The sequence below is a fragment of the Microbacterium sp. CBA3102 genome (assembly GCF_007954505.1).
In the GTDB taxonomy this organism is placed as follows: Bacteria; Actinomycetota; Actinomycetes; order Actinomycetales; family Microbacteriaceae; genus Microbacterium; species Microbacterium aurugineum.
Window position 1 is genome coordinate 2,371,101 of the sequence record NZ_CP042412.1, and the last position, 23,410, is coordinate 2,394,510.

The 23,410-nt window shown below is 65.1% G+C and carries 20 protein-coding genes; 8 read left to right on the forward strand and 12 right to left on the reverse strand.

Annotated features, from left to right (window positions below; genetic code table 11):
- Positions 1–59: 59 nt before the first annotated feature.
- The 7 genes from FGL91_RS11300 to FGL91_RS11330 form a co-directional block, all read right to left on the reverse strand.
- Positions 60–1,220: a glycosyltransferase family 1 protein gene (locus tag FGL91_RS11300; protein WP_131491956.1), complete on the reverse strand. Its 1,161-nt coding sequence runs from the start codon at positions 1,218–1,220 to the stop codon at positions 60–62.
- 37 nt (positions 1,221–1,257) lie between these two features.
- Positions 1,258–2,019, reverse strand: a complete 762-nt coding sequence (locus FGL91_RS11305) for an AglZ/HisF2 family acetamidino modification protein (RefSeq protein WP_131491957.1) — start codon at positions 2,017–2,019, stop codon at positions 1,258–1,260.
- Positions 2,016–2,687 carry an imidazole glycerol phosphate synthase subunit HisH gene (hisH, locus tag FGL91_RS11310; protein ID WP_322619393.1) on the reverse strand — a complete coding sequence of 224 codons (672 nt, stop codon included), beginning with the start codon at positions 2,685–2,687 and terminating at the stop codon, positions 2,016–2,018. Before hisH ends, FGL91_RS11305 begins: the two co-directional genes overlap by 4 nt.
- Positions 2,618–3,739, reverse strand: a complete 1,122-nt coding sequence (locus FGL91_RS11315) for an N-acetyl sugar amidotransferase (RefSeq protein WP_227991543.1) — start codon at positions 3,737–3,739, stop codon at positions 2,618–2,620. The genes hisH and FGL91_RS11315 overlap by 70 nt, the downstream gene beginning before the upstream one ends.
- Before the next feature lie 153 nt (positions 3,740–3,892).
- Positions 3,893–5,725: an ABC transporter ATP-binding protein gene (locus FGL91_RS11320; RefSeq protein ID WP_153243868.1), complete on the reverse strand. Its 1,833-nt coding sequence runs from the start codon at positions 5,723–5,725 to the stop codon at positions 3,893–3,895.
- Positions 5,722–6,909, reverse strand: a complete 1,188-nt coding sequence (locus tag FGL91_RS11325) for a hypothetical protein (protein WP_131491961.1) — start codon at positions 6,907–6,909, stop codon at positions 5,722–5,724. The genes FGL91_RS11320 and FGL91_RS11325 overlap by 4 nt, the downstream gene beginning before the upstream one ends.
- A complete protein-coding gene (locus FGL91_RS11330) occupies positions 6,906–8,099 on the reverse strand; it encodes a glycosyltransferase (protein ID WP_131491962.1) in 1,194 nt (397 codons plus the stop codon). The genes FGL91_RS11325 and FGL91_RS11330 overlap by 4 nt, the downstream gene beginning before the upstream one ends.
- Before the next feature lie 101 nt (positions 8,100–8,200).
- On the opposite strand from FGL91_RS11330, the gene FGL91_RS11335 reads away from it, so the two are divergent.
- The 5 genes from FGL91_RS11335 to FGL91_RS11355 all read left to right on the forward strand — a co-directional run bounded on the left by FGL91_RS11335 (position 8,201) and on the right by FGL91_RS11355 (position 14,307).
- A complete protein-coding gene (locus FGL91_RS11335; protein ID WP_131491963.1) occupies positions 8,201–9,505 on the forward strand; it encodes a nucleotide sugar dehydrogenase in 1,305 nt (434 codons plus the stop codon).
- Positions 9,506–9,567: 62 nt separating this feature from the next.
- Complete coding sequence (locus FGL91_RS11340; protein WP_227992066.1) at positions 9,568–11,601, forward strand: acyltransferase family protein; 2,034 nt, start codon at positions 9,568–9,570, stop codon at positions 11,599–11,601.
- 33 nt (positions 11,602–11,634) lie between these two features.
- Entirely contained in the window at positions 11,635–12,771 is a 1,137-nt protein-coding gene (gene glf, locus FGL91_RS11345; RefSeq protein ID WP_131491965.1) for a UDP-galactopyranose mutase, read from the forward strand.
- Between the two features lie 10 nt (positions 12,772–12,781).
- Positions 12,782–13,573, forward strand: coding sequence for an ABC transporter permease (locus tag FGL91_RS11350; RefSeq protein ID WP_131491966.1), 792 nt, complete (start codon positions 12,782–12,784; stop codon positions 13,571–13,573).
- Entirely contained in the window at positions 13,573–14,307 is a 735-nt protein-coding gene (locus FGL91_RS11355; RefSeq protein WP_131491967.1) for an ABC transporter ATP-binding protein, read from the forward strand. The genes FGL91_RS11350 and FGL91_RS11355 overlap by 1 nt, the downstream gene beginning before the upstream one ends.
- Positions 14,308–14,314: 7 nt before the next feature.
- Here FGL91_RS11355 and FGL91_RS11360 read toward each other — a convergent pair whose 3' ends face one another.
- The 3 genes from FGL91_RS11360 to FGL91_RS11370 are packed head-to-tail and all read right to left on the reverse strand — an operon-like array spanning position 14,315 to position 17,780.
- Positions 14,315–14,908 (reverse strand): hypothetical protein, encoded by a 594-nt coding sequence (locus tag FGL91_RS11360; RefSeq protein ID WP_153243869.1) that lies wholly within the window; start codon positions 14,906–14,908, stop codon positions 14,315–14,317.
- A gap of 2 nt (positions 14,909–14,910) precedes the next feature.
- Positions 14,911–15,873 carry a glycosyltransferase gene (locus FGL91_RS11365; RefSeq protein WP_153243870.1) on the reverse strand — a complete coding sequence of 321 codons (963 nt, stop codon included), beginning with the start codon at positions 15,871–15,873 and terminating at the stop codon, positions 14,911–14,913.
- Positions 15,870–17,780, reverse strand: a complete 1,911-nt coding sequence (locus FGL91_RS11370) for a glycosyltransferase (RefSeq protein WP_153243871.1) — start codon at positions 17,778–17,780, stop codon at positions 15,870–15,872. Before FGL91_RS11370 ends, FGL91_RS11365 begins: the two co-directional genes overlap by 4 nt.
- Positions 17,781–17,928: 148 nt before the next feature.
- On the opposite strand from FGL91_RS11370, the gene galE reads away from it, so the two are divergent.
- Entirely contained in the window at positions 17,929–18,918 is a 990-nt protein-coding gene (gene galE / locus FGL91_RS11375; protein WP_153243872.1) for a UDP-glucose 4-epimerase GalE, read from the forward strand.
- A 36-nt stretch (positions 18,919–18,954) separates the two neighbouring features.
- Here the strand turns inward: galE and FGL91_RS11380 are convergent, their stop codons facing one another.
- Complete coding sequence (locus FGL91_RS11380) at positions 18,955–20,253, reverse strand: O-antigen ligase family protein (protein WP_153243873.1); 1,299 nt, start codon at positions 20,251–20,253, stop codon at positions 18,955–18,957.
- Positions 20,250–21,665, reverse strand: a complete 1,416-nt coding sequence (locus FGL91_RS11385) for an O-antigen ligase family protein (RefSeq protein ID WP_131491973.1) — start codon at positions 21,663–21,665, stop codon at positions 20,250–20,252. The genes FGL91_RS11380 and FGL91_RS11385 overlap by 4 nt, the downstream gene beginning before the upstream one ends.
- Positions 21,666–21,732: 67 nt before the next feature.
- Between FGL91_RS11385 and manA the strand changes: the two genes are divergently transcribed.
- Positions 21,733–22,869, forward strand: coding sequence for a mannose-6-phosphate isomerase, class I (manA, locus tag FGL91_RS11390; protein WP_153243874.1), 1,137 nt, complete (start codon positions 21,733–21,735; stop codon positions 22,867–22,869).
- A gap of 155 nt (positions 22,870–23,024) precedes the next feature.
- Entirely contained in the window at positions 23,025–23,345 is a 321-nt protein-coding gene (locus FGL91_RS11395) for a WhiB family transcriptional regulator (protein ID WP_081997016.1), read from the forward strand.
- Positions 23,346–23,410: the final 65 nt, after the last annotated feature.

Consider the following 23,410-nt stretch of genomic DNA (forward strand, 5'->3'; position numbering starts at 1 on the left):
ATCCTCGACGTCGAGAAGTAGACGAACCGATCGGCTGTAGGGCAGGCCCGTTGAGGGGGTCATCGCGCCTGCTCGTCGTCTCCGAACACCGATTCCATGATGTCGCCCCAAATCTCCGACTGCTTCTCGCTCGAAAGCTCGACGGCGTGCGCGGAAGAGGCGCTCTTCCAGGATTCCACGTCGTCGACCGTGATCTCGCTCAGAAGAGCAGCGAGAGAAGACGCCTCGAAGTCGGGCATTACCCGGCCGATACCGTTCCTCGTGACGATGCGTTTCATCTCCGGCGACGGTCCGACGATGACTCCCAGGCGGGCCTGGATGAAGTCGAAGAACTTGTTCGGGAGGCACCAGGCAAGATTGAAGGTGGTCGGAGCGAAGATGCTCAGACCGATGTCGTAGCGATTGAGCGTGGGCACGAGCTGGGCATACGGAACCGCGTCGTTGAACCGGATCCGCTCATCACCGCCAGCGCGTTCCTTCAGGGACTGCAAATAGGCAGAACCATCGTCGACAAGGAAGAAGTCCAGGGTGACGTCTGCCCGCGTCTGTAGGACGGCGTCGATCATGATCTCGAGTTTGCGCTGGACGCCGGGGACGCCTGAATGGACGAGCTTGATCGGTTGCTTGACAGCGCCGGGCGTCAGGTCGTGGAAAGGCGTCGCGTTGATCACGACCGTGGACACGATGCCGAAGTTTCGGTAGTACTCGTCGGCGATGCCCTGCCCAACGGTCACGATCGCGGCCGATTTGGCCACATATGTGCGACACAGCCACCGCACGTACGGAGCGATGAGGATGCGCCAGAGCCGCGAATGCTCATTCTGCCGAGGCGAGTATTCGTGCAGGTCTGCGATCACTCCGTGCGTCGTCGACAGAGAGCTCGCGAGGGCACTTGTCTGCGGATCGTGTGCGATGATCGCGTCCCACTGCGTGCCTGCCAGTCGCGAGCGTGCGGCGTCGTCGCGAGGACTGAGCGACGTGACCAACGGGTAGAGACGCAGAAGGAGCAGGGCCAGGTAGAGCGCGCGCCCGAGCAGACCTCCGCGATACGGTCGGCTATCGTGCAGTTCGATATGGGGGAGATCATCGAAAGGAGCCGGCCCGAATCCGGCGGTCGTGACGTCATGGTGCTGCCGGAGGAATCGAATCTGTTTGAGTGCTCGCGGTTCCCTCGCGATGGGCGTGTAAGTCAGGACGAGAATTTTTCGACGGACGGTCACAAGGAAGCTCCTCGATCGACGGAAGGGGCGGGCGCGCTCAGGACTTCAACGCGCGTATCTGATCCGGCGTCGGATAGGTGATCAGCACGGCGCGGTGCTTGCCGTTCAGGACGAACATGCTGCCTGCAGCAACGGCGGACGCGCCTGCTTCCAGGGCCGGCGCGAAGTCTGCGTACCCGGAGGCGCCTCCAAGCGCGATCACCGGCACCGTTACTGCCTCTGAGACGGCAGTGACGAGCTTGAGGTCATAGCCAGAGAACGTCGACTCCCGGTCGATTGCAGAGACGATGATCTCACCTGCTCCGTGCTCTTGGGCCAGCCGCGCGGCCTCCGCGGGCGTCATCCCGAGCTTCTTCTTCCCCCGTTGCGAGTACGTATCCCAGCCCCCCGTAAGGCGCTTCTTCGCATCGACACTCACCACCGTGCTCGAAGAACCGAGCGCAGCCGAGATCTCGCCGATCGCCTCGGGTCTGTTGAAAGCAGCAGAGTTCAAGATCACCTTCTCGATACCGATACCGGTGATGCGCTGAGCTTCGGCGGCGGATGACACCCCGCCGCCGTAACCGACGGGCATAAAGGCCTCGCTGGCGATCTCCTCGATGAGTGAGTAGTTCACCCCCGCGCCTTTGACGGACGAGTCGATGTCACAAATAACAAGCTCGTCGACTTGCTTTTCGTTGAAGATGCGTACGGCGTTGATCGGATCCCCGATGTACTTGTCGCCGTGGAACTTCACCGGCTTCACAAGATAGCCGTCGCTGACGAGGAGGACGGGGATGACACGGGGGAATGCACTCATATGTTCGCGAAGTTCCTCAGAATGGTCATGCCGAAGGTGTGGCTCTTCTCGGGGTGAAACTGGGCGCCCATGACATTTTCGCGGCGGACCATCGAGACGAAGGTGTTGCCGTACTCAGTCTCCGCGAGCGCATCTTCCGTCGCCGAGGGGACGACATGGTAGCTGTGCACGAAGTAATAGCGGCTGTCCTCCATGACACCATGGAGGAGGGAGTCCGAGCGCAAAGCTCGTGCGTGATTCCAACCCATGTGGGGAACGCGGAGCCGGGGGCTCTCAACGAAGCGCTGGCAATGCCCGGGGATCAGGCCGAGGCCGTGTTCGCTTCCCTCGGCGCTCGTGTCGACGAGCAACTGCATCCCGAGGCAGATGCCCAAGAGCGGGCGCCCCGTGCGCGCGAACTGTTGCAGTCCCTCATGGAGACCGCTCTCCTTGAGGAGGCGGACCCCGGCGTCGAACGCTCCGACCCCCGGGAGAAGTACCCGCTCGCTGTCGAGAACCTCTTCCGGGGTCGTCACACGCCTGCTCTGGACGCCGACGCGTTTGAGCATGTTCGCGACAGACCCGAGATTTCCCAGACCGTAGTCGACGAGGGAAACAGTCATTTGCGAATCCCGAGCGCCCTGAGCACCTTCATGGGAACACGAACGAGTGCCATTGCGAGCTCCCATTGCTTCTTCGCATTCGGGTACTCGCTGTAGTCCTTCGGCGGCTGCGCATAGATGCGCTCGAGTTCGTCGACGCTGACGCCCAGCTTCTTGGCGATGAACTCGTGATCCTGTTTCCGGAGTCCCTCGGGGTAGTTCTCCGTCTCCATGAGTTCGAGCGCTTCCTCGCGAGTCATCTGATCGGACAGGATCAGCGAGGAGTAGTGAGCGATGCGCTTGTCGAATCCGAACTTCATGGGGAGGTAGTAACCCTGGAAGTAGCGCGTGAACACAGACTCGTAATGCTTACCGCCGTAGTCTCGCCACCCGAGTTCCTCTGTGATCTCCCGCTTCGCATCTTTGTAGCGATAGGGCATGAGGTTGAGCGGCTTGACGGTCTTCACACCGCGGAAGTAGGGGTACCAGATGTGGCGCTTGAAGAGCCCCATCAACGGATAGGTCTTGAGCTTGACGGAGCCGAACCGCTTCTGGATGCCTTTGACGTGCTTGGCATCGGAGGCGTTGTATCCCCAGGACTGAGGCAAGATCGACTCGCTCGCGAGGTTCGCCCCCGAGAGGATGTACTTGATCCCGTACTTGACGGCCTGCTGGTAGGCGACCCAGCCGAAGGCGTGATCGGTGGGGATATCGCAGTTGGCCACTGAGGCCTTGAAGAAGGACAGTTGCAGGTCCTTCATTTCCCGCCAGTCGACGACGTGGGTGTAGAGATCGAGATCGAGGCGGGAGACGATGTTGTGGATGTTGTCGACGGCGAGCTCTGAGTTCCAGCCGCTGTCGAAATGCACGGCAAGGGGGCGGAGGCCGAGCTTGACCGCTTGGAGAATGAGGAAGGTGCTGTCGACCCCGCCGGAGACGCCGACGATACAGTCATAGGGCTTGCCTTGGCCGGCGCGCTTGATCTCTGCAACAAGCTCGTCGAGTTCGCCAGCTCGCTGTCCGCTCTGCGCTGCCTCAACGTCAGCCCGCATCATTTCATCGAAGCGGAGCGCATGAGAGGAGACGCCCTGCTCGTCGAACCAGATTTCCGGATCGGTGGTGTCCATGATGGTTCGCACACACCGCTGATACGGCCGAGACTCGTCAGGAGTCTGGACGGATTCTCCGTTTACGATTGCCAACCTGTTGCTCCTTGATCCCTCGGTGACGCCGAGGTTCGTCGTGGGGACGGTTCTTCGTCGCGTGTGGGCGACAGAAATTCTTCGTCAAGATTACACTTCGTGCGGTCCCGAAGGCTGAGCGCCGCCGATTCCCTCAGCGGGCATGGGCGCAAGACCTGCAAGCGCCGCTTGCCGCGCGAAATCTGGCACGGCCGCGACGACTTCATCGAATGTTCCCGAGTGCACAAGACGGCCGCCCTTCATGAAGAAGATCTGATCGGCGTGCTTCACGGTTGCCAACCGATGCGCCACGGTGACGATGGTGCGTTCGCCGGTCATGGCGCGGATGGAATCGCTCACTGCGGCCTCAGTCTGCGTGTCGAGCGCACTGGTTGCCTCGTCCATGACGAGAACGAGGGGATCGGAGTACAACGCCCGGGCAATCCCGATGCGCTGTCGTTGCCCACCCGACAGTGCCATGCCGCGCTCTCCCACAGATCCCCGGATTCCATCTCGGCGGCTCGCGACGATGTCCCAAACGTGGGCGCTCTGTAGCGCCTCGATGACGCGTTGTTCGTCGTAGTCATCCGTCCAGGTGAGAGCAACATTTTGTGCCAGGCTCGCGTCGAAGAGCGCGACTTCCTGCGGCACATACGCGACGTGATCTCGCCATGCCCTCGCGACATGCTGCACATCCAGCCCGTCGATCTCGATGCGTCCAGACTGCGGCTCGAGAAGTCCGAGGAGGAGATCGACCAGGGTGGATTTCCCCGAGCCCGAAGAGCCGACGAACGCCACCGATGTTCCGATATCGATGTCGAACGAGACACCTTCGACCGCGGGGTCAGCGGTCGGGTCGTAGCCGAAGGTGACGTCACGGAAGCTGATCCTGTGGATCGGCGAGGGCAGCGGCACGGTCGGTCGTTCGTTGACCGAAGTGATGTGGTGCTCCGCAGCGGTGAGCTCGTCGATGACACGCCGGGGGTAGATCGAAGCAGCCAGCATCTGCGAGATTGCCGCTTGAAACCGGATCACGGAGGGGGCCATGCGGAACCCTGCGAGGGCGAAGAGCGCCACGGCGGTAATCGCCTGCTCCTGTCCGCCGATCAGGAATCCGGCACCGCCGACGACGATGAAGCCGCCGATGATTCCTGATTCCAAAACGTAGCGAGGCACCTGACCCAGGAAATAGATGTTCGCCCGTGCCCGTGCGCTGCGTGTTCGGCTCCGCTCGACGACCTCGGCCACCTCAGGCTCTTTTCGGCGGAGGGTGACCTCCTTCAGGGCCGACATCACCTCAAGGATGAGACGGGAGGTGCGGATCGTTGATTCGACGTTGATCTCGCCGGCGCGGCGAGAGTGGCGAGCGATCCACAGATAGAGCACGGCTGCCAGCGCCAGCAGATAGACGAGAGTCACCAGAGCGATCAGCGGCTGAACGATGGCTATGGTGCCCACCATCACAACCATGCTCACTACCTCGCCGAGCAACGTTGCTCCGGGCCGAATGAACGAGTTCACTGCGGCGTCGACACCGCCGTCTGTGAAACGGAGCATGTCTGTGGAGTTCTTCGTGAGACGTTCCTGCCAGGATGCGCCGAGGTAGGCCCGGAACAGTCGATCCCCGAGAGCGACCTCGTAGGTGGCGATGCGCTGCGATCCCCAGCGCATCACGAGCGCGGAAAGAGCGCCTTTCGTGATCATCAGCGCGCAGATGACGAGAATCGCGACGACTACACCTGCGCTGTCGAGAGTGCCGACGAGCGGAAGGGTCACCGCATTGCCGACGGAAAGTGGGCCGATCACGACGGCCAGCAGAGCCAAGGCAGCAGCGTCGAACACGGCGAGTGACGCGAGGAGTGTGGCGTAGACGTTGAGGAAACGACGTGCGTCCGTGGGAAGCGCCTGCAGGAGCTCGCGATAGAGGTTCAGAGCGATCTTCACGCTTTCTCCTCCTGTGGGGGGATTTCGCCGCCGGACCGCGCACCCAGGATGCTCTCGATGACTGCGCGGATGTGAGCCGCGTCGTTTTCGAAGCTGAGCTCCTGCGCTGCCGCATCCGAGGCGGCCTTCGCTGATCTTACGGATTCCATGTCGAGTGACGTTAGCGACTGTGCGCACGATTCCGGTGTGAAGTCATGGCTGATCACACCCAGGTCGTGGCGCGTGACCAACTCGGCCATCTCCGGCGACGGGCCGACAGCCACCATCAGACGCGCCTGTACGAAATCGAAGAACTTGTTGGGCAAGGTCAGGCGTGCGTTCGTGTGAGTGGGGGGGATCCAGAACACCCCGACGTCGTACGCATTGAGCACTCGGGGGAGGTCTTCCGGCGGGACTGGCGGGTGGAAGGTGATCCGGCTGTCCGGCGCGGCTGACGCACGGAGCTCTCGCAGGTAGGCTCCTCCGTCGCCGCCGGGCATGAGATAGAGATCTAGAGTGAAGCGCGCATCAAGCAGTTTCATTGTCTCGATCATGAGTTCGAGTCGTCGCCCGTGAATCGCTGCTCCGCTGTGGACGAGCCTGATCTGTTCGTCGCTCACGGGCGAAGGCTTGAGGGCGCGGAATCCGCCGGCATTGCGCATGACCAAGGCAGGCACATCGAACTGCTGCCGGTAGAGGGCGGCAATGCCGTCTCCTACGGTGGTCACGAGCGCCGACGGCGGCAGATACGTCCTGCATAGATGCACCATGAACGGGGCGACGAGCAAGCGCCAACGGAGAATGTGCGTGCGCTCTTCGGGGGCCCATTCATGCATATCCGCCCAGACAGGAGCTCCGTCGGCTATGCGGTGCGCCACGCCCAGCGCTCGTGCCTCGTTCGCGACGACCAAGTCGAAAGTATGCCCGCCGACGCGGTTCGCTGTCCAACGAACAGCCGGCGCGGAGATCTCAGCCGACCTGTGCATTCGCAATGCGAGGCGCACGATTCCGAGCGGCGTCTGGGGCAGGGTCGAGAGGCCTTCGGGAACTTGGTGATGCGCGAACACGCCGTCGGGAGCCGCTCCGAAGCCCACCGTGGTGACATCACCGATCTCACTCAGAAGCGAGATCTGTCGGAGGACGCGCGCGTCGCTGCGCAGAGGGGAGAGGGATATGCACAGGATGCGTGGCCGCTCGTTGCTCATTCTGTGGCATCTCTTTCTCGGCTTGGGTGGGGTTTCGCTTCGGGGTTCAGCCTGTCGACGATGCGATCGGCCACGGCCCTGAGTGACCAATTCGCCTCTGCCCACTCTGCCCGCTGTCGGGTCTCCTGCTCGTCGCGCTCGTGCCGAAGCGCTTCGAGCATCGCGTTCGCTACAGCAGCAGGCTCGTAGTCCGCGGTCCATCCGGATCCCGGTTGATCGAAGAACTCCTGGTCAGCATTGTCACCCGCATAGACCACAGGGACACCGCAACCAGCGGATGCGTACATCTTCGTCGGGAACGCGTCGTAGCCGTGCGGGAGCATGCTCGCCAAGGTAGCGCGTGCTCCGCGGATCCACATCGCCGTCTCCTCAGCGCTCATGCGTGACATGAATTCGACGGCACCCGGTGCCAGCGCTTCAGCTGCCTCGGAGATCGCGTCTCTCTCCGAACCCTGTCCGATGAACACGATTCTCGCATCCGGAACTTCGCTGAGAACGAGAGGCAGGGCCTGGATGAAAATGATCGCTCCATGAACCTCTGAAGCCGTGCCGGCGTAGAGAAGGTACGGTCGCTCGGAGACGATCATGGTGCCGTCGGGGCGGAAGACATCGGTGTCGAAACCGTTCCCGACGACGGTGACCGTAGCGGTTTCACACACCGCGAGAACGCGCTCAGCGACGGACTCCGAGACAGCGAGCACCGAACGCGCACCTACATAGGCGAAACGTTCGAACGAGCGGACCACTCGAACGACGAAAGCGGGCGCGCCGGCGACAGCGGCTGCCTCTGACCACACGTCGGCCGCGTAGAAGTGATACGGCGTGCGGCGCGCCCAAGCAGCGACGCGCATCATGACGCCTGTGGTCGGCGGGGGTTCAACGATGAGCGCGTCGAATCGGCGCGCGAAGAGCACGCGGAAGAAGGCGGGCACATCGAAGCTCAAATACTGGAGATACCCGCGGACATAGCCGGCGCGATCGCGTAGCACCGGCGCGCGGGAGACGGAGTAGTGCTCGGAGGGCTCGGCGGACGGAGTGCCACGTGGAGGGGTGCTCGTGAAGACTGCGACGTTCGCTCCTCCGTCGTGCAGACGACGGGCGAGCGCTCGCAAACGCAGAGAGGCAGCGCCGGGTTCGGGCGTGAAGATGCGCGAGACGAGCGCGATCCGGCGCCCAATGAGGGAATCCACCTTTCGATTCTGCCTGAGACTCGCCTGAGCATTGACCGGACGTGCTGACGCCGGGAGCGTGGATGGCGTTCACGTGGTCCTCGCACCATAGAATGAAGACCATGCGTATCGCCGTCGTCGCCCTCGGAAAGATCGGGCTTCCCCTCGCCGTCCAGTTCGCCTCTTCCGGTCACGAGGTGATCGGCGTCGACGTGAACCAGAAGGCCGTCGACACGATCAACGCAGCGCAGGAGCCTTTCCCCGGCGAGGCCGAACTCCAGGAGCGGCTCTCCGAGTTGGTCTCCTCCGGACGGTTGCGGGCGACCACCGACTACGGTGATGCGATCCCCGGTGCGGATGTCGTGGTGCTCGTCGCTCCCGTTTTCGTGAACGATGAGACCTGGGAACCGGACTTCAAGTACATGGACGCCGCGACCCGCTCGCTCTCCGAGCACCTGACCCCTGGGACCCTCGTCTCCTACGAGACGACGCTCCCCGTGGGGACCACCCGCACCCGCTGGAAGCCGATGCTCGAGGAGGGCTCCGGACTTGTCGAGGGTGAGGACTTCTTCCTGGCATACTCACCCGAGCGGGTGCTCACCGGTCGGGTGTTCGCAGACCTCCGCAAGTACCCGAAGCTCATCGGCGCGCTCTCCGACGAGGGCAACCGCCGCGCACGCGAGTTCTACGAGGCGGTGCTGCAGTTCGATGAGCGCCCCGACCTTCCTCGTCCGAACGGGGTCTGGGACCTCGGCACGACAGAGGCCTCCGAAATGGCCAAGCTCGCCGAGACGACCTACCGCGACGTGAACATCGGCCTCGCGAATCAGTTCGGGCTCTTCGCCGCCTCGCACGGGATCGATGTCTACAAGGTCATCGAAGCCTGCAACTCGCAGCCCTACAGCCACATCCACCGACCCGGCATCGCCGTCGGCGGCCACTGCATCCCCGTCTACCCGCGTCTGTACCTGTCGACGGACCCCGATGCCGACATCGTCCGTGTGGCGCGTCAGCTGAACGCCTCCATGCCGGAGCGGCTCGTCGCGCAGGCAGAAGGCATCCTGGGCGACCTGAGCGGGCAGCGCGCGGTCGTGCTCGGCGCGGCCTATCGCGGCGGCGTCAAGGAGACGGCGTTCTCCGGCGTCTTCCCGACGGTGAAGGCCCTTGAGGATCGCGGTGCCGAGGTCGTCGTGCATGACCCGCTGTACACCGACGAGGAGTTGCGAGGCCTTGGCTTCGAGCCGTACACGATCGGCGGAGAAGTCGATCTCGCGATCCTGCAGACCGATCACGCCGACTACAGGGAGCTCACGCCTGCGCAGCTGCCGGGCATCAAGCTTCTCGTCGACGGACGAGCGGCGACAGATGCGGCGCGCTGGGCCGGTACGCCGCGCATCGTCGTCGGCACTGCGCACACCGAGGCCTGACGCTGACGCTGATCCAGACGCCGGAAGCCCCGTCGTCTGTCAGGAGGGGCTTCCGCCCTGACATCCAGGCGCTACGCGCCATCGCGATCCTCGCGGTCGTCTTGAATCATCTGTGGCCGATGCGCTTGACCGGTGGATACATCGGTGTCGATGTGTTCTTCGTGATCTCCGGATTCCTCATCACGAGTCATCTGGTCCGCGACGCGACCTCGAGCGGACGTATCGCGCTCGCGTCGTTCTACGCCCGGCGCGTGCGGAGACTGCTCCCGGCCGCGCTCCTCGTACTCCTCGTGAGCGCGGTCGGAACCCTCCTGGTCTTGCCCTACCCGCGATGGACGCGCGGCGGAGCCGAGATCATGGCGAGTGCCGGCTACGTCGAGAACTGGTTCCTCGCCGCGATGTCGGTCGACTACTCGGCTCTCAACGACCAGGCAACCGTGGCGCAACACTATTGGTCTCTGTCGGTCGAGGAACAGTTCTACCTCGTTTGGCCACTTCTCCTCCTCGCCACCTGGTGGTGGGCTGCGAAGAAGGCGTGGCGTCCGCGCCTCGTGGCCGCGATCACGCTCAGCGTCGTCGTCACGCTGGGCATCGCGATCAGCATGTTCGCGACCGCGGGGATGCCGAGTCAGGCATACTTCGTCACCTACACGCGTGCGTGGGAATTCGGCATCGGCGGCCTCCTGTCTCTCGTCACGTTCCGACGACTGCCACGGCTCGCAGCCAACGTCGTCGCGATCATCGGGTTCGTCGTGATTGCCGTGTCGGCCGTGGCGTTCGGGCCGGAGACTCCGTTCCCTGGCGCGTATGCGCTCCTCCCCGTACTCGGCGCGGGAGCGGTAATCGCCGCGGGCACTGTCACGCAGCGGCTGTGGCACTCGCGGCTCACTTCCCTGCGCCCCGTGCAATGGCTCGGGGACGTGTCGTATTCCCTCTATCTGTGGCACTGGCCGCTGATCGTCCTTGTCCCGTCGGCATTGGCGAGCACGATGACGACGATGATGAAGGTCGGCATCCTCGGTGTCGCCTTCGTCCTGGCTTGGCTGACGTATCGGCTGGTGGAGCGTCCCGGGCAACGCTGGCGCCTGGTCGCCGCGTCGAATCGACGTACCTTCCTTGCCATGCTGGCAGGCATGGCGACTGTGATCGTCGCCGGGGGTGCCCTGATGCTGGCCGGCAACGTCCGCGCGGCAGCGGACGTGCCGCCGATCTCCGTGACCATCCAGGAATGTGTCGGGCCGCAGGCAATGCCGCAGTCGGTGAGCTGCGAAGACCGCTTCGCTCCAGCCGTGGAGACCGTCATGGGGCCGCGGAACTCGTACTTCCACGTCCCGGCAGAGTGCGTCGCCCGCCGGGACCTGCTGCCGTTCGGCGACAAGACCGCCACGGTGGAATGCGACTTCAGCGATGGCACCGAGGATCCGACCACAGTCTGGCTCGTCGGCGATTCGCACGCGCAGCAGTGGCAGGGGACGGTGTTCGATCTCGCGCGTCAGAACCACTGGTCGGTGACGGCGAGTTTCGGGGGCGGATGCCCCGTCATCGATGTCCCGTTCGTCGGCTTTCGCAAGGCGGCACCCGGAGCCGATCAGCAAAAGTGTCGGGACTGGTCGACGGCCGTGCGCGCAGCCGTCGTCGAGCAGAAGCCCGATTTCGTGCTGACCTCCTCCGCCGGCCGCGTACAGCTCGTCGAGGACGGGTCGGGTCGTCCTCAGGACGTCCAGTTCGCCGACGGGCTCGTGCGTACCTGGACGGAGTGGGCTGATGCGGGCATCACCGTCATCCCCCTCGGCGGTGTGCCGTTCAACGGAGAGGTGCGCTCTCCCGACTGCGTGGTGGTGAACGCCGGCAACCCTGGCGCCTGCGCCGTTCCGAGATCGGAGGCGCAGCCCAGCGACCCCTATCTCGTCGCGGCCGCACAGTCGGCGTCGCCGGCGATCCGCGCCTTCGATGCAGATCCCTACTTCTGCGACTCGGACGCGTGCTACGCCGTGATCGGTGGAGTGTCTGTCTACTACGACGCCGATCACCTCAATCTGGACTACGTCCGTCGGTTGGCGCCGCCGCTCGCCCAGGCGATGGGGGTCGCTGGCTGAAGCTCCCAGCCAGACGCCGATACGATGGACGACATGGATCTTCTTGTCGTCGGGTCGGGTTTCTTCGGCCTCACCATCGCCGAGCGTGCCGCCGAAGCCGGCCGCAAGGTGACAGTCATCGACCGCCGCCACCACATCGGAGGAAACGCCTACAGCGAGGCGGAGCCCGAGACAGGCATCGAGGTCCACCGCTACGGAGCGCATCTGTTCCACACCTCGAACGCGACGGTGTGGGAGTACGTCAACCGCTTCACGAGCTTCACGAACTACGTGCACCGCGTCTACACGACGCACAAGGGCACGGTCTTCCCCATGCCGGTCAACCTCGGCACCATCAATCAGTTCTTCCAGTCGGCGTACACACCCGACCAGGCCCGTGCGCTCGTGAAGGAGCAGGCGGGGGAGTTCGACGTCAAGACGGCTTCGAACTTCGAGGAGAAGGGCATCGCCCTCGTGGGACGCCCGTTGTTCGAGGCGTTCTTCCGCGACTACACCGCGAAGCAATGGCAGACCGACCCGCAGAAGCTCTCGGGCGACATCATCAGCCGCCTGCCGGTGCGCTACACGTACGACAACCGCTACTTCAACGACACGTGGGAGGGTCTTCCGACTGACGGCTACACCGCGTGGCTGGAGCGTATGGCGGATCACCCCAACATCGAGGTGAAGCTGAACGTCGACTACTTCGACGACGCCCAGCCGCTCAGCAAGAAGGCGACCGTCGGACAGGTTCCCGTCGTCTACACCGGCCCGGTCGATCGCTACTTCGACTACGCGGAGGGGGCGCTCAGCTGGCGCACGCTCGATTTCGAGCAGGAGGTGCTGAACGTCGGCGACTTCCAGGGCACCAGCGTCATGAACTACCCCGACATGGACGTGCCCTACACGCGCATCCACGAGTTCAAGCACTTCCACCCGGAGCGCAAGGACGTGTACGACTCGGACAAGACCGTCATCATGCGGGAGTTCTCCCGGTTCGCCGAGCGCGAGGACGAGCCGTACTACCCGGTCAACACCCCGAGCGACCGTGAGGGGCTGCTGGCCTATCGCGAGCTCGCGAAGGGGGAGGACGGCGTGCACTTCGGCGGGCGCCTCGGCACCTACCAGTACCTCGACATGCACATGGCCATCGGCTCGGCGCTGTCGCTCTGGAACAACACTCTCTCCTAGACTCGACATCGTGAGTCACGCTGCTGTCGGGGCGCCCGGGACGCCCCGGCGTTATCTGCATTCGCTGTGGCTGCTCTCGGCTCGCGACCTCAAGGTCCGCTACGCCACGAGCTCCCTCGGGTACCTCTGGTCGATCCTCGACCCCCTGGTGATGAGCGCGATCTACTGGTTCGTGTTCACGGAGATCTTCCGACGCAGCGTGGGGGAAGATCCCTACATCGTCTTCCTCATCGTGGCGCTGCTGCCGTGGGTATGGTTCAACACCTCGGTGTCCGACTTCACCCGCGCGTTCAAGAAGGATGCCCGGCTCGTCCGTTCGACGGCGATCCCGCGCTCGATCTGGGTCAACCGCATCGTGCTGAGCAAGGGCATCGAGTTCCTCTTCTCGATGCCGGTCCTGGTGCTCTTCGCCGTGTTCAGCGGTGCGCATGTGAACTGGCTGCTGCTGTGGTTCCCGGTGGCGGTCGTCTTGCAGACGATGCTTCTGGTCGGGCTCGGGCTCCTGGTCGCGCCGCTCTGCGCGCTCTACACCGACCTGGAACGGACGACGGCGCTCATCCTGCGGGCACTCTTCTACGCCTCGCCGGTGATCTACAGTTTCCGGGACCTCCCGGCGCCGTTCGACGTGATCGGCGCCTTCAACCCGCTCGCCGGGATCTTCACCCTCTACCGCGTGGGCTTCTTCGCCGACCTCTGGGATCCGATGCCGATCCTGATCAGCGCGGTGATGTGCGTGGGAATTCTCGCGCTCGGGATGTGGACGTTCGGACGCCTGGAGCGACCCGTGCTGAAGGAGCTGTGATGGCTGCGGCGATCGAAGTCACGAACCTCGGTGTGCACTTCCGAAGAAACCGGCGCGGGCGCCGGAGTTTCAAGGATCTCTTCGCCGGTGCCTCCCGCAGGTCTCGCCCGGGGGAGTTCTGGGCGCTGCGCAACGTCTCCTTCACCGTGCAACCCGGTGAGTCGATCGGCGTCGTCGGACGCAACGGTCAGGGCAAGTCCACGCTGCTTCGCCTGGTCGCGAAGGTGCTGCTCCCCGATGAGGGGACGGTCAGTGTCAACGGCGGCGTGGCTCCCTTGATCGAGATCACCGGAGGCTTCGTGGGCGACCTCACCGTGCGCGAGAACGTCCGGCTCACGGCGGGCCTGCACGGGATGTCCCGTGACGAGGTGTCGCGTCGTTACGACGACATCATCGCGTTCGCCGAGTTGGCGGGGTTCGAGGAGACGCCCTACAAGCACCTCTCCAACGGCATGAAGGTCCGTCTGGCCTTCTCCGTGGTATCCCAGCTCGACGAGCCCATCCTGCTCGTGGACGAGGTCCTCGCGGTCGGCGACAAGGCATTCCGCGACAAGTGCTACAAGCGCATCGACGAGCTGCTCGCCGACGGACGCACGCTCTTCTTCGTCAGTCACAACGAACGAGATCTTCGTCGGTTCTGCACGCGGGGCCTCTACCTCGACAAGGGCGAGCTCGCTCTCGATGCGCCGATCGGCGAGGTTCTGGACCGCTACAACGCCGATTACGCGGCGTGACGGTCGTTCAGAGTCCGGCCAGGCTCCTCAGCTGCTGAACCGACGACCGGGCAGCCTCGACGGCTGCGGCGACGCCTGAGCCGTCGGTGATGGCGCTACGCAGCTGGGAGAGGCGGGTGGCGTAGGTCGAGACCCCTTCGCGCCATTGCTGCTCGATCGAGGACGGAGGGAGCGCGTCCGATAGTCGTTGTGCATCCTGCTGCAGCGTGTCGAGGACCGGCAGAGCGTCCTGGCCGCTCGCGCCGGCGATGATGTCGAGGCCGCGGGGGGCGTCGCCCAGCCATCCGCTGACCCGTTCGCGGAAGACCTCGATCGACGGGTCAGCGACCGGCGGCGCTGTGACCTGCGGCGTCTGCACCGGTTCGGGCGTGGGGGAGGATGTCGGCGTCGGAGTCGCAGTCGGGGTTGAGGTGGCCGAGGGCGACGGTGAGGCGGAATCCGTCGGTGCCGGCGCGTCCCCGCGCGGGAGGAAGAAGAACAACAGTGCACCGACGATGGCGAGTGCAGCGACGACGAGCCCGACGATCAGCCAGACCTTTCCGGTCTTCTTCGGCTGCGGGGGCAGCGGGGCCCAGCGGAGCTCGGGCTGCGGTTCGTCCATCGTCACGCCTCCAACGGGGGCATCGGCTGCCAGCTGCGGTCTCGTCCGACCTTGCCGCCGTCACGGATGCCGCGGAAGAGGTTGCTCGTGCCGCGAACGGTCCGCTCGACGAAGACGAGGCGGATGAGCTCCTTGAAGAACGTCGCCGTGGTGCCGAGGCCGAAGAGGAGCGGGTTGTAGACGCCGTGGACCCGGTAGTACTGCTTGATGAAGCCGCGGTTGCGCATGATGTAGTAGCGGTAGGCGTTGCTCGAGGCGTTCATGTGGCGGATGCCCATGTCCCACTGCTTGATCTCCCGCGTGCGTCGCAGGACGAACTCATCGACGATGACCGCGGTGGTCAGTCGCGATGCCAACCAGCCGTACATCTGGTCGTCCCAGTAGATGAAGAAGCGCGGATCGGGCAGACCGATCTGCTGCACCAGCGAGCGGTGGATGAACATGCCCTCGAAGCAACCGCTGTTCATCTCCTTGTATCCGCTCTCATCGAAGGCGGAAGGAGCGAACGGAATCGGGATGCCCATGCGCTCGGCGATGCGGTACTGCCAGTAGAATTCGCTGCCGTCGTAGTCGAATCGACGGCCCTGGATGCTCTTGAACCGGCTGCTCCAGGCTCCCATTCTCGCGAGCCCCTCGGGAAGGACCTCGACGTCGTCGTCCATCATCCAGATCCACTCGGAGCCGAGGTCGTATGCGGTGCGCATGCCCTCGCTGAAGCCTCCCGAGCCGCCGGTGTTCGTCTCCAGACGTCGGTACACGATCTCGGTCCCGATGTCATCGCGGAACGACTCGACCACGTCGGTGGTGTCGTCAGCCGAGGCGTTGTCGATGATCACGACGTGGCCCGGCTTGGGGTCCATCGCGGTGATGCTCGTGAGCAGGCCAGAGAGAAGGTGGGAACGGTTGAAGGTGACGATGACGATCGTGGCGGCCTTCGGGTCGAATGCAGCGGTCGCCGCGGTCATGCCTTCTCCTCGAAGATCTTCTGCCAGGACTGGGGGGAGACGAGATCGGGCAACGCCTGGCGGTACTGCTGCTGCAATTCGGGCCACCGGCGACGGAGTTCCGCGTGCAGTCGCATCGTGTCTCGAAGCATGCGCCGGTACTTCGCGCGGTCGCGGGTGTAGATGTTCTTCCCGGAACCGTCGGCCGCGCTCACCAGGGCACTGTCGAATGCGGGGACGCGCCACCAGTGCGCGTCCTCCTTACCGAACTCGACCTCGGGCTGCGCGATGTTCGCCGGGTCCGGCCGATGCATCCAGTGGGAGACGAGGGTCGACAGTGTGAACAAGCGCAGCCGCACACCCTTCGGGCTGTCGAAGTCGTTCTTCGACAGCTTCTTGTACACCTGGCGACCGCGCCGAGAGTGGAGGACCGTGGTCGGGTCCCGATGAACGACCGTCTCCGGGTAGTCCGCGGCGATCACGCGGGCCGCGGGCATCGCCGTCGCCAGGTTCTGCCGCATGTGGTCGGGGCCGGAGAGGACATCGCGCAGCGCTTGCGCGCGGAGCGCGACGGGGTAGTACTGCATCATCATGAGGTGCTTCAGGTCGACGCGTCGGCTGTGCCGGATCAATCGTCCGCCGCGCGGGGTGTTGGAGTGCAGAAGTCCGGCGACGAGGCGGTTGCGTGCATGGAAGTAGGCTTGCCAGTCGATCGAGTCGTCCTTGTTCACCCATGAGACGTGCCAGAGCGCGACCCCGGGCATCGACACGGTGGGGAAGCCGGCTTCACCCGCGCGGAGGCAGAACTCGGCGTCGTCCCACTTGATGAAGGCAGGGAGCGACAGCCCGACTTTCCGGATCGCGTCGAGGGGGATCAAGCACATCCACCAGCCGTTGTAGTCGGCATCCATGCGCATGTGCAGAAGAGTCGATTGGCGCAGGTTCGAGACGCCGAAGTCATGCGGCATCTTCTCCTGATAGAGGTTTCGCCACATGAACGGGCCCTCGTCGACGACCTCCGCCCATCCGTGCAGCTTCGGGCGGTCGAGTAGGTCGAACATGTGACCGCCGACCAGGACCGGGGTGGTCGCATACCGACCGAAGACGATGGAGCGGCGCAGCGACTCCGGTTCGAGACGGATATCGTCGTCGAGCAGCTGCACGAAATCGCTCTCCGGACGCTGCAGCGTCTCGTGCATCGCCCGGGCGAATCCTCCGGAGCCGCCCAGGTTGTCCTGGCGGATCACCTGGAGTGTTTCCCCGAGGCTCTCCGCGACATCGTCGTAACCGTCCTGTTCGGCGACGAGCTGTGTGCCCTGGTCGATCAGGAAGATGCGGTCGATGAACTCCAGCGCGTCGGGCGACGCGGCCAGTGCGCGGAGGGTCTCGACGCAGTAGTCCGGCTTGTTGTAGGTGGTGATCCCGAGAGAGGCCTTGCCCTCCCGAGCGGGCTCCTGTTCGGTGGTCCACTCCGCGCCTTCGAGCACGGCGGGCTTCTCATCCGCGACGATGTCGAACCAGATCCACCCGCCGTCGCTGTACTGCGTGAGCTCGAGGTCGAAGGATGTCGACGCTTCGCCGGTCACTTCGCGGGTGGCGACACGCTGACGCACGCCCGATCCGTTGGAGCGGTACACCAGGATCGTCGCCGGGCCGGTGGTGCGCACGGTGAGCTGAACCTGGCGGACACTCGTCCAGTGCTGCCAATAAGACGCGGGGAAGGCATTGAAGTACGTCCCCATCGACACGCGACGTCCGGCGACGATGCGGGCACGATTCCTGCCCAGGATGTTCCCCAGGTGCGCGCGGTTCGAGACGCGGACGGGTTCGTTCTCGATCACGGACCACGTCTCCGGATCGGCATACAGCGGAAGGAGGTCGGGGTCGCGATCAAGTGGGAAGACGACGTTCTGAAGGACGTGGGCCACTGGGAGGTTCTCCGATGTTGATGCCACAGGCCGCTGTCAGCGGACAGCGCGGGACTCGACGAGCAGTGAGTAGCCTACCGTCGATGACCTCTGCATCTGCGGAGAGTCTCCCTCCGGCCCTGCAGATGCACTGACTAGACTGACCGCGATGAAGGTATTGATCACCGGCGGCGCCGGCTACATTGGCTCGACCATTGCGACGGCGTGCATCGAGGCGGGTCTCGATGTGGTCCTCCTCGACGACCTCTCCCGCGGGCTCCGGTCCTTCGGTGAGGGGCGCGATCTGTACGTCGGCGACATCGCCGACGTCGCCGTGGTCGACCGACTTCTGGCCGATCACCCCGACATCGATGCGGTCATCCACTGCGCCGCACGCATCGTCGTCCCGGAATCCGTCGCCGACCCGCTCGGGTACTACGAGGCGAACGTCGGGAAGACGATCGTGCTTCTCCAGCGCTTGCGGGACGCGGGCATCCCTCGCATCGTGTTCAGCTCCTCGGCGGCCGTGTACGCCGGGGAGGGCGGCGACGGCGTGGATGAGGCCGGCCGACTGGCGCCGGCGAGCCCGTACGCCACGAGCAAGGCGATGGTCGAGCAGATCCTCGACGATGCAGCGAACGCCGGCGACTTCCGCGCGATCGCGCTGCGGTACTTCAACCCGATCGGGGCCGACCCGCAGTTGCGCACCGGCCTGCAGAATCCGACTCCTTCGCACGCGCTGGGAAAGATCATGCAGGCCAGCGCGTCCGGAGAGCCCTTCACGATCACTGGAACCGACTGGGCCACACGCGACGGCTCGGGTCTCCGCGACTACATCCACGTCTGGGATCTCGCTCTGGCACATGTCGCGGCGGTTCAGAAGTTCGACGATGTCGCCACCCACGATGAGCCGTACCAGGTGATCAACCTCGGCACCGGCGACGGTGTGACGGTCCGAGAGCTCGTGGCCGCGTTCGAACGCGTGACCGGTGAACCTCTCGCGGTGATCGAGACCGATCGCCGCCCCGGTGACCAGGCGGGTGCCTTCGCGATCGTCGACCGTGCGGCCGAGGTGCTGGACTGGCGTGCAGAGCGCTCGGTCGACGATGGTGTGCGCGACGCGATCGCCTGGGCCGAGAAGCTGCGCTCGCTGAGCTGAGCGCGCCGCGGCGCCCTCAGCCACCCCTGTGGGCGGTCACTCCTGTGGGCGGAGCGTCGGGATCGCGCCCGTGTGCACAGCGTCGATGTTCTCGCGCCAGGACCGCGATTGTCCGGCGCGCAACGCGCAGAGCACCAGCATGAACCACCCGGCGCCGACCAGCGTGAAGCTCTCGAACATCGAGTCGACGGCCAACGTGACCAGCATGATCGGCGTCCAGGCGTAGACGACCGAGCGTCGCACGCTGGCCACCAGCCAGGAGCGGATCAGCGCAACGCCGCCCAGCAAAAGGAACAGCACCAGACCGGCCGCGCCGAGCTGGAGCAGCACATCGAAGAACGCGTTCAGTGCGCTCTGGTGATGGTCGTCCAGCTGGAAGTTGATGAAGGTGAACGGGTATTCGCCACGGGCCCACTCACCGAACCATCCCCACCCGTTGATCGGTCTCACGGCGACGAAGTCGAGGATCGTGTTCCACAGAGACGCGCGGATCGAGAAGTCCGATCCGGCATCCAGCAGCGCGATGATCTGGTGGCGCAGCGCGAACGCGATCGCGAGCGTCAGGGTCACGAGGATCCCGAGGACGAGCTGCACGATGTTGCGCCGCGCGGGTGACGTGTGTCGCACGATCGTCAGCGCGAGCGTGACGGTGCCCACTGCGACGGCGAGAACGAGCACGGTCGGCGATGCCGAGAGGAAGGCCAGGGAACCGGCGAGGCCGATCGAGACCACGGCGAGTGGCGGGTTCACGGACTGCGTGCGCCACTCGATGACGAACGTGATGAGGGCGATGACCGCGATGAACCCGAGCATGTTGCGGCTGCCGAACAGGCCCTGGATCGGACCGCCTTCCGCCAGGTTTCCCTGGATCGCGAGGAAGGTGAACGGGAGATCGAGGAGGATGCCGGACAGGATCTCGATCCCCAGCGAGACGGCGAGGAGGGCGCGCAGGGTGTCGCCGATCGCGCGAACGGTCTGGAGGGTGTCACGGATGTGGCCGATCGTGATCGCGAGGAACGCGTAGCCGAACAGTGACATCCAGCCGAACAGCGTGTCCGAGCGGTCCGTCGTCCACACCAAGCTCACCAGAGCCCAGCCGAGGAAGGCGATGAGCGACGACGGGGCGATCCGGAGAAGGGACAGCTCATCCCGTCGGACCCACAGGATCGCCGCGCCCAGGAGGCAGAGCACCGTGATGATGGTGGCCAGCGTGACCTTCGACGTCATCCGCTCGATCGCGTACGAGGCGAAGATCGTGGTCAGAGTGGCGAGGGCGAAGGCGCGAGCCAGCTCGACCGATCCGAGCAGCCGCACCAGGGGGCGCGACGACGTCACGGAACCCGCCGTTGCCGGGCACCGCGCTCGAACACGAGGTCGCGCTCGCCGACCCCGACCAGCGGGACCGACTTCAGCTTGAACGACAGGAGCACCACGAGCATCCAGCCCCACAGCATGATCGGCGTCGACTCGGCGAACCCCTGGACGAGGAGGACCACGGTGAACAGGCTGGGCAGCAGAGTCAGCGGAGAGAAGGGGCGCGCGGAATCGAGATCCCACCGAGGGCGATCGACGGCGAAGAACCAGGAGCGCCACAACAGGCTCACGTACGCCACGCCCATCAGGATGACGCCGACGACGCCGAGCTGGAACAGGACATCGAGCCACATGTTGTGCGCGTGGAAGACGGTGATGCCGTGATCGGTGATCCAGTGATCGAACGACGGGTCGGTGGGGATCCAGGGGCTGGAGAAGCCGTTGCCGAGAATCGGGTGCTCGCGGACGCGTTCCAGGACTTTCGCCCAGATCAGATCGGAACGTCCGGTGAGATCGGAGGTGCGGCCGACGAGTCCGAGGAGTGGCTCTCGAAGCAGCCAGACCACGGCCGCGGCCAGAGCCGTCCCGCCGATGGCGACGACGTAGATGCGCGTTCGTGCGCCGGGAGTGCGGGCGCGACGCATGAGGAGTGCGACCACGAGGACGACCGCGGTCGCGGCTGCGCAGATGAACGCGGTCACGGAGGACGTGCGCAACAGGAAGTATGCCGCGAGGAGCATCCAGAGCGCGAGCGTGGTGCGCCAGCGCGCGCGGGCGACGAACAGCACCCCGAAAGTGATGATCGAGAACAGCGAGATGATCGCGAGCACGTTCGCATTGCCGACGATCCCCTGGATCCTGCCGCCGTCGAAGAGGTTGTCGCGCACCCAGTAGAGCTGCGGGTCGATCCGGCCGTCCGGCAGCGTCGCGAAATTCGGCAGGAGCGGACCGTGCAGGACGAGTGAGACCCACAGCTCGAGGGCGAGCGAGAGGCCGAGGATCCACTTGAACGCGGAGGAGAGGGCCCGCACGATCTCATGCCAGGTGAGCACGTGCGCGATGAAGAGGCCGTTGACGGTCACCGCGGCGAGGAGGAACCAGGTGATCAGAGTCGGCCCCCGCCATTGCGACCAGGCGACGGACAGGAGGGCGAACGCCGTGTAGCCGATCGCCGTCCAGGGCAGGCGCCGCCAGCGGAACGGCTGCGGGTGATTGCGGGCCAGCATCGGGACGCCGATGGCCAGCGTCGCGAGTGTGAAGGCGACGAGAGTGGCACCGGCCCCCTCCATGCCGACGAGGTTGTACACCGCGGTGTGCGCGAACGTCACGATCAACACGAGGATCACGTAGCCGCGCAGCATCAGATGCCCCGTCGACTCGCGCTCCGGCGGTGTCGGCGGGGCTGCCACCGGGTGCTTGGTGTACTGGGCCATCGCGTTCAGGCTACCGCGCCGCGCTCGGCGCGTCGCTGAACGCCGCAGTGCACCCTACGCTGGGACCATGCTGCTGAGCCTCACGAATGCTCCCCGCGACTACGCGTGGGGATCCGACTCCCTCCTCGCCGGACTCGAAGGGCGCACGCCGACAGGCGCGCCGGAGGCTGAGGTGTGGTTCGGGGACCACCCCGGAGATCCGGCCGATGTCGCCGGAGGGGGAACCCTCGATCAGGTCACCGGAGGGACCCTGCCGTACCTGCTCAAGCTCCTCGCGGCCGGGCGTCCGCTCTCGATCCAGGTGCACCCGACGATCGCGCAGGCACGCGCGGGCTGGGAGCGCGAGAGCGAACTCGCTGCGGATGATCCGCAGCGCAACTACCGGGACGACAACCACAAGCCCGAGCTCATCGTCGCCCTCAGCGAGCGGTTCGAGTCGCTGAGCGGTCTTCGTCCGGTCGACGAGACACTCGCGCTGCTGGGGCTGCTCGACGACAGCGAGGGCGTCGTCCAGCTGCGCGACCGACTCGGCGCCGGCGACGATTCCCTGCGGGACACGATCGGCTGGCTGCTCGGGGGCGGAGCGAACGCTGCGGTCGACGACATCATCTCGGCCGTCGTGGCCGCGTCCGTGCGTGGAGACGGTGACACGGGGGAGTGGGGGACGACGCTCCGTGCCATCGCGAGCGTCGCCGAGAACTATCCGGGGGATCCGGGCGTCGTGGTCGCCCTGCTCATGAACCACGTCGTCCTGCGTCGCGGCGAGGCGGTGTTCCTGCGCGCGGGTCTGCTCCATGCGTACCTGTCCGGACTCGGGGTGGAGATCATGGCGGCGAGCGACAACGTGCTGCGGGGCGGGCTCACCCCGAAACGCATCGATGTCCCCGAACTGCTCGCGATCCTCGACGCCACTCCCGGTGAGGTTCCGGTGCTGCGCCCCCACGGTGACGGCGGGGTCACGGCGTATCCGGTTCCGGTGCCCGACTTCGCGCTCACGAGGATCGAGCTCGACGGAACCCCCGTCGCCCTCGACGTGTCCGGGCCGACGATGGTGCTCGCGACGGACGGGCAGGTCGCCGTCGCTTCTGCGGACGGCGAGCGAATCGACGTCGTGGTCGGTGCGGCGGCGTTCGCGAGTGCCGACGAAGGCACCCTCACCATTTCCGGCGTCGGCGAGGTCTTCGTCGCGAGCCCCGGGCGCTGAGCCGGCCCGACCGCGCGACACGCCGATCGACCCTCAAGAACCTTAAAGAGCCGCTTGAGGGTTTACGATCCGCGACTTGACCGGAGCGAATGACACGGGTGTAATTAGTCATGAGCACGGCCCGCCGGGGGGCGGAGACAGGGTTGGAGATCGAGATGACGGGATACCGTTCCGACGTACCGGAGAACTGGTTCGTCGATCCGATCAACCTCGGTGTTCCCGGGGTTCGACGGACCGAAGCATCCGACGATGACAACGCCCTCGCCTGGCAGAGCGACGCGCTCTGCTCGCAGACGGACCCGGAGGCGTTCTTCCCTGAGAAGGGTGGATCCACCAGGGACGCCAAGCGCATCTGCACGACGTGCGACGTCCGCAGCGAGTGCCTCGAGTACGCGCTCAACAACGATGAGCGCTTCGGCATCTGGGGCGGTCTCTCGGAGCGCGAACGCCGCAAGCTCAAGCGTCGCGCCAGCTGATCGTCCGCATCGTCTCCGCGTGGCACGGCTTCGCGGGCGCGCCGCACGGGCTGCTCCAGCGCCGC